Here is a 10082-nt window from a genome sequence, read left to right on the forward strand (position 1 = left end):
CTGGCCGGGTGGCCGGTCTACCGCTACACGGGCGACACCGCACCGGGACAGACCGCCGGCAACGGCGTGGACGGCACATGGCACGCCCTCGCACCTGACGGCTCCACCCCCGGCGCCAAGAAGGGAACCAAGAACTGAAGAGGAAGTCCCTCGCGCTGGGCCGGACACGACGTCAGTCATTCGTCCACGCCGCGTTCCGAGAAACGCAAGCAGCCAACCCGCCTTCGTCGTGGACGAGCCAGACTTCATCGCACCGGCAGACGGTGTGCCTTCGCCAGCCGCCGCCCCAGTGGGTCCGACGGAGTAGATGGGACCGGACTCAGTAACAGCCTGGCGTCCATCGACAGTCACGAGAAAGGCAGCAACAACCCATGGATCCTACCGAGGACCTGCGCAGCCATGACCCTCGGCTTCCGGAAGCGCTGCGCTCATTCATGCGCGAGGGATGGGTCCGGGACGAAACACTGGCCCCGTCCCCCTCCGGCCAGGTCGTCGCAGACCATGCCCGCCGCCGGGACCGCCTGTCGCACGCGTTTCCCGGGGAGACACTCGTGGTCCCCACCGGCGGGGAGAAAGTGCGTTCGAACTCCACCTGCTACCCCTTCCGGCCTGGAAGTGATTTCGCCTGGCTGACCGGGGAGTACGACCCTGACTCGGTGCTGGTCATGCATCCGACGGCCGGAGGTCACCGCTCGGTGCTGTACACACGTCCTCCCTCCTCCAGGGCGACCGACGCGTTCTACCGGGATGCTCAGTACGGCGAGCTCTGGGTGGGTTCCCGTCCCACACTCGCGGAGAAGGCCGCGGCTCTGGGGATCGACACCGCCGATCTGGCCGACCTCGACGTCCTGCGAGGACTGCGATCCTCGCGGACCCGTGTACTGCGGGGGGTCTCCTCGTACGTCGACGGCATGGTGCCGAAGTCCGACAACTCGGGAAGAGATCGAGAACTCGCAGCCTTGCTCTCCGAATTTCGCCTGGTCAAGGACGACTGGGAGATCGCTCAACTGCAGGACGCGGCCGATGCGACCGTCCGTGGCTTTGAGGATGTAGCCCGGGCTCTCCCGTCGGACCGTTGTGTGTCCGAGCGGCTCATCGACGGACTGTTCTGGGCGCGGGCCCGTCACGACGGGAACGATGTGGGCTACCTGTCCATCGTTGCCGCCGGGGCGCATGCCGCGACTCTCCATTGGGGCCGCAATGATGGTGTGGTTCGCCCAGGCGATCTGCTGCTGATGGACATGGGCGTGGAGAACCGGCATTTCTACACCGCCGACGTCACCCGCACCGTGCCCGTTTCCGGGAAGTACACACCACTGCAACGGGAACTGTACGGAATCGTCCACACCTCGCAGCAGGCCGGCATCCAGGCGATCCGGCCAGGTGTCGCATTCGAGGACGTGCACCAGACGTGCATGCGGGTGCTGGCTGAGGGACTGGAGGCGCTTGGCATCCTGCCGGTCAGCGCAGACGAGGCCCTGGACAAGAACTCGATGCTCTACTGGCGCTGGACGCTGGCCAGCTTCGGTCACATGCTCGGCATCGATGTCCACGACTGTGCTCAGGCGCGAATCGAGAAGTACCGCGGGGGCGCTCTCGAGGAGGGCTTCGTACTCACGGTGGAGCCCGGTCTGTACTTCCAGCCGGACGACGCGTTCGTACCCGAAGAACTGCGTGGCATCGGCATTCGAATCGAGGACGACGTTCTCGTCACTGCGGAAGGTCCACAGGTCCTGACGTCCGCTCTGCCCAATGGAGCCGATGAGGTAGAGACCTGGCTCGCGAACCAGAGGGAGGCCGGCCCCCGTCAGCCGAGCTGACCGCCTGCAGGCTTATGGCAGACGACTTGAAGAGGCGGCCGAGAGGCTTCGACCAGCGGGCGACGCGTCGGCCCCGCATTGCGAGGTGCTCTTCTCGTAGGGAAGGAGGTGACCATAGGCACGGACGCGATCAACCTGAACCATGCGAATGTCGGGCGTTGAACGCGCGTCAGCGCCGAGTGAGCGCTTCGCCGGACGCCGGCCCGGTGAAGCGAGGCGAAACGGCGGTCGGTCGAATCTCAGGGGCCTCGACCGACCGTCCCGTCGGCGTCACGTTCTGTGGGGTGGCCCCAGCGCGGCATGGGGCGCCGCGGGGACCGCCCGCGATAGACGTCTCGGGTTCGGCCTTGAATGTCACGTCACTGATCACCGGTTGTCCCGATTCGATCGCGCTCGACGGGCCGCTGGCCAAGTCGGCCGACCGCGCGCAGCCTGGCACCACGCCTTGATGGTCCGTAGGATGCGGGCTGTGTCCGGCGCAACGTGAGGTATGTCCGGGTTCGGTTTTCGTCCGCAAATCGGAATCTCCCGAGCGCTCTGCTCAGGCCAATCTCTTTGGCCGATTTGTTTGTCACCTCGGTCGCGACTCAGTAGTATGAATGTCCGATTCGTATACCCGAGGTGGTTTTCCGTGGGGACACCAACAGACATCGCTGTCCTCGGTTCACTGACCGTCGGCCGCGAAGCCCGGAGCCTCGGCAGCAAGCAGCGGCGCCTCCTGGCCGCCCTGGTCGTGGATGCCAACCGGACAGTGAGCGCCGACCGCCTCACTTTCGCCCTTTGGGGGGACGGCGCCTCGATGGGGACGACGGCGACTCTTCACTCCCACGTCTTCCGCCTCCGCCGACATTTGGCAGATGCCGGCGTCGACGCCACGATCAGCACCGAGGGAAGTGGATACCGCCTTTCCGTTGACGTGACGCGCGTAGACGCACTGGCGTTCGAGGAACTGGTGAGCGAAGCCGAGCATGCGACCGAAGGAGACCGCAAGCGCCAGGCCGAACTGCTCCGTCGAGCACTGCGGCTCTGGCGTGGCCGCCCCTACCAGGATCTGGATGACGACGAGGCCGCTGTCGCAGAGGCTGTCCGGCTGGAGGAACTGCGGCTCAACGCGTCCGAGGACCTTGCCGAAGCGCTGATCAGTTTGGGAAGGCACGGCGAAGCACTGGGGGATCTCGAGGCACTGGTACGTCAGAACCCCTTCAGGGAACGCATGCGCGCCGCCCTGATGCTGGCCCGTTACCGCTCCGGACGTCAGGCCGAGGCACTCAGCGCCTTTCACAGTTATCGTCAGCTGCTCAACGATGAACTCGGAGTCGAACCGTCGGCAGAGCTTCAGCGGCTACAGCAGGACATCCTTCTTCAGGCCCCCACCCTCTCCGCGCCGGTCGCCACAGGCACGGAGAACGTGCCCGCCGCTCCGGCGGCCACCCCAGCACCGGGCGAGGCACCAAAGGCCGGTGCTTCACCTGCCACAAAGGCGTCGCTCCCGACTGAACGGAAACTTGTCACTGTATTGGTCGCCGGTTTCGCAGCCGCCGACGCGCGAACAAAGGCGCCTGCCGCCCGCACGCACCCCGGCCACGACGAATCCGATCCCGAGGTCTTCGCGGACCGCTTGGAGGTGATGCGCGCTGGTGTCGTGGAGACGGTGCACCGCTTCGGCGGCACGGTGCTCGAGGTCAGCCATTCCGGAGTGACCGCTCTCTTCGGGGCACCGGTAGCGGCGGAGGATCACGCTCTGCGCGCCTGCCGTGCGGCGGAGGCGCTGCAGGCCAGGAGCGGAACTCTGGATGGTCAGGTACCGCTCTCGGTGGCATGCGGCTCCGGCGAGGTGCTGCTGCGCGGCCTGCAGAGTGACACCGCAGAGGGCTACGAAGCCATCGGCCCGATCATCGAGGCTGCGCGGCACGCGCAGCAGCGGGCCGAGGGAGGAATTCTCCTCAGCCCGTCCACTCGTCGGCTCTCCGAGGGCTTGATCACCGTGGACGGCCCCACGAATGCCGCGGAACGGGATCCCTGGGTCCGGTTGGTGTCAGTGGCCGCCACGACCGCCTGGGAAGCCCGCGCCCGGCGTGGGCTATCGGCACTCGTAGGGCGTGAGCGGCAGCTGGATCTGCTGCTGGGCTTGGCCGAGGGGGTCGAGCGCGGCAACGGCGGCGTCGCCGGCGTGGTCGGCGCTCCCGGCGTGGGGAAGTCGAGGCTCGTGTACGAATTCAGCCTTCGCGTCCCCACGTCGTGGCTGCAGGTGGGAGTCTCCGCCAACCCAGTGGACTCGGCCACTCCGTTCCATCCTCTGCTTGTCACCCTCAGGCGGTTGCTGAGCATCGCGGAGGACACCTCACCCGAGGACGGGGCGGCGATCGTTCGCCGGTCGGTGGAGGAAAGAGACTCGGCGACGGCCCATGCGACCGCGCTGTGCAGCATCTTGGGGCTTCCCGTCGGTGAAGCCGACGGCCAGCACTGGGCGGAGCTGGATCCCGGCATCCGACGCCGCCGGACGATTTCCGCCATTACGGAGACAATCCTGCGTCATGCCAGGAAGCGACCGCTGCTGCTCCTGGTGGAGGACGCTCACTGGCTGGACGGTGAGACCCTCGCGGTCCTCGATTCGATCGTCGACCGGATCTCCGCGGCAGGCGTCCTGCTCGTTGTCACCTACCGTCCTGAACACGACCCGGGATGGAGCAGCCGCTCGCACTTCACTCTGGTACGCGTCGATCCGCTCGACCAGCGCCAGTCCTCGGACCTGGTCGGGCAACTCCTCGGCTCTCATTCGACGGTCCACGCCCTCCGGGCGCAGTTGTCGGCGTGGACCGGCGGCGTTCCCCTCTTTCTGGAAGAGAGTGTCCGGGCCCTGGCCGAGACCGGCGCCCTCACTGGTGAGTCCGGGGACTACGTTCTGCGGGACGCCACAGCCCCACTGCGGCTCCCGCCTCGCGTCCACGGGCTTCTGGCTTCCCGGATCGACCGGCTCTCCGCCGCGCAGAAGAGGCTGCTCCAGGCAGCCGCCGTCGTAGGCACAGAGGGCTCCGTCAGGCTTCTCGCACGCGTACTGTCCAAGGAGCTCGACGACATCGACGAGGACCTCGCCGGGCTCCACCGGGCCGAGTTCGTCTTCGAACGGCAGCACGGCACCGAGCGTGGCTTCGTCTTCAAGCACGCGATCGTCCACGACGCCGCCTACGCGTCCCTCCCCAGGGCGCAGCGCCGAACCATGCACGCCCGCGCCATGGAGGCGCTCTCCGACAGTCATGAAGGCAGAGCCGAGAGTCGATGGGAGCGCCTCGCGCACCACGCCATGCAAGCGGAACGGTGGAGTGAGTCCGTGGACCTCCACAGCCGCGCCGGGGAGCGTGCTCTGCATCGATGTGCCTACCGGGAGGCCGCGGTCCTCCTCGAGCGGGCACTGGAGGCGCAGCAGCACCTACCGCCCGACCCGGTGCGGGAGATCGACCTCTACATCCAGCTCCGTCCGGCCCTCCACGCCATGGGGGAGTTCGATCGCATGCTCGCGCACCTGGCACGCGCCGAGCAGCTGGCCACGGAGGCCGGAGACGAGCAGCGACTGCTCTTGGTCACCCTCCATAGGGGCTACCTGCTCCTCACTCGCGGTCACGCGGTCGCGGCCCAGGATGTCGTGAAGAACGCCTTGCGCCTGGCCGAACGCCTAGGGAACGAGGCGCTGGCTGGTGAGTGCCGACTGGCCCTCGGACATTGCCTGACCTTCGCGGGTGACCCTCAAGGTGTCGAGCGCCTGATCGAAATGGACATGCGCGAACGGACAGCGGCTCCGCTGTCCGAACGACTGGGAATGGCGGGGACACGCCCACTCTTCGCCCTCGCGTTCATGTCCATGTGTGACAGCATGCTCGGCGCCTTCGGGCGCGCCGCGGAGCGGCTTGGGGAGGCCGACAAGGTTGTTGAGGAAGTGGACCGTCCGATCGACACTGTGGTCGCCGCCCTCGGTCACGGCATCCTCGAACTCCATCGTGGGCGCCCCGAAATGGCGTTGCCTCCTCTCCAGCAGGCACACGCCACTTGCGCGGAGACCGGCATGCCGCTCATCAGCCGATGGGTTGAACCGTTTCTGGCGGAAGCGCTCGCCGACCTGGGCCACGTCGAGGAAAGCGTCCAGCTCAGCGAGACCCTGCTCCAGGCGGGAGAAGGCACGAAGTCACCCCTGTGGCAGTCCGGCGCTCACCTCGGCCTTGCCCGCACATCACTCGCCGACGCGGCAGCCGAGACGGCCGCCCGGCACGCCGCCGCGGCGGCCGCGCTGGCAGCCGAATGGGGCTACCCCCTCACCCGCTCGGCTGCCCTGCGGTTGCATGCTGAGGCCAGCTACCGACTCGGCGACCATGCGACCGCTCTGCGGTACGCGAACGAGTCGCTGGACACCGCGACGGCTATCGGTGCCGTACCCAGCCAGGCCAGATGCCACCTGCTGATCGCCCGACTGCTCCGCAAAGAGGGCCGGTCCGCTGACGCACAGCGTCATCGCATGGCAGCGCAGGAGATCGCCACGGCCCTGGAACTCGTCGACGTGAACCGCGCTCTCGCCGCTGATTAGCCGGGCTGCAAGGTCTCTTGCAGGCCGTTGCCAAGGCCGCTTGCCATATTTCGGGTGTCCAGACTCCATGCGAGAGGTAAGAGATGCCCGAATCAGTTGCCGCCGCCGGCGGTCGGCCTCTGGGTGGTGTGGGGGGGCCTCGCTTCCGAGAAGGGTGTCGCGATGCCCTTTCCGTGGTCATTGCCTACATACCCTTGGGCCTGGCCCTGGGCACCGCGATGGCTACCTCGGGAGTGGACCAGTTCGCCGCGTGGTCCTCTTCCTGGCTGATCTGCGCGGGAGCTGCTCAACTAGTCACGCTCCAGATGCTCGGAGGCGGGTCTGGTGCGGTGGTCATCATCCTCACCGCACTCGTGATCAACGCCCGGCACCTGCTGTACAGCGCGTCGATCGCTCCCTACGCTCGTGACTGGCCGAAGCGCTGGCGGTGGGCCCTGTCCTATGCCCTCGCCGACCCCATGTACGCGCTGGCCCACGCGCGGTACGAACGGAAGGACGGCGGAGGAAGTTCTCAGGACCGCCTTCAGTACATGATCGGCGTGAGCCTGGTGTGCTGGGCGGGCTGGCAGGTCCTCATCGGGGCCGGCGTGCTACTGGGAGATGCCCTGCCGGCCGCGCTTCCTCTCACTGTTGCCACACCGCTCACCTTCCTTCTCCTGCTCCTGCCGTCGCTGAAGACGACCGCGAGTTACGCCGCCGCGGGTATCGGCGGACTGGTGAGCCTGGCGGCCTCCGGGCTCCCGCTCGGTCTGAACCTGGCAGCGGGTGCTGCCGCGGGGATCGCGGCGGGCCTGTGGAGGGAGGGCCGCCATGCGTGAATGGCTCGTACTGCTCGCCGTGGGAATCGGCACCTATGCGGCCCGTGCGGCTTTCCTCGTCGCCTTTCGCAGCGAACCGCCGCGCTTCGCCGCTCGATGCTTCACCTATGTGGCGCCGGCCGTGCTGGCTGCCATAGTCGCTCCTGCCCTGGTCGCCCCGGAGGGAGAAGTCAGCCTTTCCGGCGCTGTGCCCTCTCTGGCCGCTGCCGTGGTCTGCTGGCTCGTCTGGCGACGCACAGCCAGTTTTCTGACAGCGCTGCTGGGTGGACTGTTCGTGGCATTCGCGCTCGACTACCTCTTGGAGCTGGCGTGACGATCAGGGAAGGAACCTGATTATGTGCCGACCATGCCGGAAACTTCTGTAAGCTGTTCCACCGCCGACCTCGGGAACCATGTGGAGCACTATCGAACCGCAATCGGGCTAGCGGTCCCTTCGTGCTCTACCTGCGCATTGCATTCAGGTGCCGGCCGCAGAAATGTGTGCTGCGCGTAAGCGCCTGAAATAGATGTTGAATGCTGCCAGTCGATGCGGTGACGATCGCCAACAAGCTTGCACATCGGCCACACCTCTGTTCCGCCTTATGGCCAGCCTTGGAGAACCATGGAAATTACCTCATTCGTACCGATCACCACGAGCCGACTCGTGCTGAGACGGTTCGATCCGGATGATGTCGAGGACCTGTACGCCTACCAGGGTCTTTCGAGCGTCGCGACCTATCTCTATCGGCCGCCGCACACGCGAGAGGGCTGCGAGAAGGTAGTAGCCGAACGAGTGTCGGGCACCGCGTGGATCAAAGACGGGGACAAAGTGGCACTAGCCATCTGCCGACAGGAACAGCCGGGAGTCATGGGGGAGGTCACCATCACGCTCGCCAGTGCCCACGCACGTCAGGCCGAGATCGGGTGGGCGCTCAACCCGCGGTATGAGAAGCGTGGCTACGCGACCGAAGCGGCGCGGGCTGTGGCCGCGTTGGCCTTTGATGTACTCGGCGTGCATCGCCTGTTCGCCCGGCTCGACGTTGAGAACACCGAATCGATCAGATTGTGTGAGCGGCTTGGCATGCGGCGGGAGGCACACCTTGTCGAGAACGATCTTGATGGGGCTCGTTGGGGCAGTGAGTACGTCTACGCAGCACTGGCGAATGATCTAAATCGATAGCGAGCCTTCTGCATTGCTGCGCCCGCTGTGTCAGACCGCTCGTAACGAGCCGAAAACACTGGACGGACAACACTGAGCCGTCTTCATCCTGAGTAGCCGCAGGTCAGCAGGGTGCGGACGGCCTGAACGATGGTGCTGATGCGGTGGGTGGAGCTTCTGGCTCGTCGGAGGGTCGCCAGGACTTCAGCTGTGCGAAGGCCCGTTCTCCGGGAGCTCTCAATCTGGCGTGGTTGCGGTTGAACTGCTGGTAGTGCTCGGGCTGTTCGCGGTGACGGTAGTACGGGGTGCGGAAGGTGGCGTCGGTGCCTTGGTAGGCGCGGTCCGCGAAAACGAGGATCTGCCGGGTGAGGCGGGCCTGGACGATGCCGTGGGCTCGGGCCGCGGTCAGTTCGTGGGTGCGGCGCGGCGTCGCGCGGGAGAACCACAGTGGTGTGCCGTCGGGTCGCGCGATGACCTGCACGTTTATGCCGTGCTTGTGGTGCTTCTGCGAGTAGTACGGTTCGTCGGCGGCGATGCAGTCGGTGGGGGGCAGGGTGCCGTCGACGATGACGAAGTTGCCCTCGCCCGGCCCGGTCAGGGCTTTGTGCAGGCCGGGCGCCCATGCCGCAAGGACGTCGAGGGTCTCGTCGATGTAGCGCCAGGCAGTGGCTGTGGAGGATGCCGAAGCCGGCTGCCAGGGCGGGCAGCGTCTTGTTCTTGCGCTGGTGCACCAGCGCGAGCAGGGCCTGCTGGAAGCATCCCAGCTTCCGCCACCGCGAACGGCGTTCACACCTTCGTGCGTAGATGAGCCAGGAAGCGTGCTCGACCAGCTCATGCGGGACGTCGACCGTGGCACGATACGGGACCAAGCGAGGCTCCTCGGACGATGCGTGGTGCGTGGAGAACACCACCGCAACGACCAGGAGCCTCGTCTCGTTGCGCACCCCTGCTGACCTGCCATTTCACCCCGCAGAGACAGGAACGGCTCATGATCCCCGCCGTGGGCTCGCCCTCGCGCCCCTCTCGTTCGCGGACCTTCCCGCGCAGCCGGTCGTGGAACGCGGTGATCAGCCCGTGCTCGCGCCAGCGGCGGAGGCCCCAGGCAGGGAAGTCTGCGGGCAGCGCCGCCAGGAGATCCCGCCTGCGACCAGGTAGCGGACCGCGTTCAGCAGCTGGGGGTGGCAGTATCTCTCGGGGCGTCCGCCCCGCCCGTTCAGCCAGGCCGGCACCGGCAGCAACAGCCGCACGGCCGCCCACTCCGCGTCTGTCCTGTCCGACGGATACCGCCGTACCCGATCGGGATGGCTGGCCGCGTTGCAGTACGCATGCGCGAGGCAATCACGCGATGGCGCAGCCGAGTTGAACCGGCCGGGCTCGGACACGTACAACAAGGACACCAGAGCCTCCCGGTACTGCTCGGTCAGACTCGCGTCCCCGAGCTACCGAGAGGCCCTGTCTTCCTGTGCGTGCAACGGGAAGATCACCCAGGTGGGAAGCCTGTTCGGACCACACGAGCCATGATCGGTTGAAATACGGTTTCCAAGCCCAGCCACCACATTCGCCGGCATCACCGAGGGGTCCGGATCCCCCACCAGGACCCGGTGAACCCGCTCCACCAGCCCGTTCAGTCGATCCCTCTCTAGTGCCGCATCAGGCAACGTTCGCCCCGTCGTGACGTGCCGCCCGGTCGCTGTTCCGGGCGGCACTGGACGGCCAGAATGATCACGTGGCTG

Annotated in this window: 7 protein-coding genes and 1 pseudogene; 6 read left to right on the forward strand and 2 right to left on the reverse strand. The window is 66.7% G+C overall.

Translation table 11 applies throughout. The features are described from left to right. The 6 genes from ACFUJR_RS37525 to ACFUJR_RS37550 all read left to right on the forward strand — a co-directional run bounded on the left by ACFUJR_RS37525 (position 1) and on the right by ACFUJR_RS37550 (position 8370). Positions 1-138: a hypothetical protein gene (locus ACFUJR_RS37525; RefSeq protein WP_383174415.1), complete on the forward strand. Its 138-nt coding sequence runs from the start codon at positions 1-3 to the stop codon at positions 136-138. Between the two features lie 233 nt (positions 139-371). Beyond that, the gene (locus ACFUJR_RS37530) at positions 372-1820 is read left to right on the forward strand and encodes an aminopeptidase P family protein (RefSeq protein WP_383179176.1); all 1449 of its coding nucleotides are present in this window, start codon (positions 372-374) and stop codon (positions 1818-1820) included. A 631-nt stretch (positions 1821-2451) separates the two neighbouring features. Further along, entirely contained in the window at positions 2452-6393 is a 3942-nt protein-coding gene (locus ACFUJR_RS37535) for a BTAD domain-containing putative transcriptional regulator (protein WP_383179173.1), read from the forward strand. Positions 6394-6476: 83 nt separating this feature from the next. Further along, the gene (locus ACFUJR_RS37540) at positions 6477-7211 is read left to right on the forward strand and encodes an AzlC family ABC transporter permease (protein WP_383179169.1); all 735 of its coding nucleotides are present in this window, start codon (positions 6477-6479) and stop codon (positions 7209-7211) included. Beyond that, positions 7204-7524, forward strand: a complete 321-nt coding sequence (locus tag ACFUJR_RS37545; protein WP_383179166.1) for an AzlD domain-containing protein — start codon at positions 7204-7206, stop codon at positions 7522-7524. Before ACFUJR_RS37540 ends, ACFUJR_RS37545 begins: the two co-directional genes overlap by 8 nt. Before the next feature lie 288 nt (positions 7525-7812). Continuing rightward, on the forward strand, positions 7813-8370 hold the full coding sequence (locus ACFUJR_RS37550) for a GNAT family N-acetyltransferase (RefSeq protein WP_383179163.1): 558 nt from the start codon (positions 7813-7815) through the stop codon (positions 8368-8370). An 83-nt stretch (positions 8371-8453) separates the two neighbouring features. On the opposite strand, the pseudogene ACFUJR_RS37555 reads toward ACFUJR_RS37550, so the two are convergent. Both ACFUJR_RS37555 and ACFUJR_RS37560 read right to left on the reverse strand, forming a co-directional pair. Continuing rightward, a pseudogene (locus ACFUJR_RS37555) lies at positions 8454-9260 on the reverse strand (transposase family protein). A 156-nt stretch (positions 9261-9416) separates the two neighbouring features. Continuing rightward, positions 9417-9746 carry a transposase gene (locus ACFUJR_RS37560; protein WP_383451207.1) on the reverse strand — a complete coding sequence of 110 codons (330 nt, stop codon included), beginning with the start codon at positions 9744-9746 and terminating at the stop codon, positions 9417-9419. Positions 9747-10082 lie beyond the last annotated feature (336 nt).

Origin of the sequence: Streptomyces sp. NPDC057271, from assembly GCF_042668715.1 — a bacterium.
GTDB lineage: Bacteria > Actinomycetota > Actinomycetes > Streptomycetales > Streptomycetaceae > Streptomyces.

Excerpts from the sequence above, each read along its gene's own strand:
- ACFUJR_RS37530 (WP_383179176.1), top strand. The coding sequence starts at position 372 with ATGGATCCTACCGAGGACCTGCGCAGCCATGACCCTCGGCTTCCGGAA.
- ACFUJR_RS37540 (WP_383179169.1), top strand. The coding sequence starts at position 6,477 with ATGCCCGAATCAGTTGCCGCCGCCGGCGGTCGGCCTCTGGGTGGTGTG.
- ACFUJR_RS37545 (WP_383179166.1), top strand. The coding sequence starts at position 7,204 with ATGCGTGAATGGCTCGTACTGCTCGCCGTGGGAATCGGCACCTATGCG.
- ACFUJR_RS37550 (WP_383179163.1), top strand. The coding sequence starts at position 7,813 with ATGGAAATTACCTCATTCGTACCGATCACCACGAGCCGACTCGTGCTG.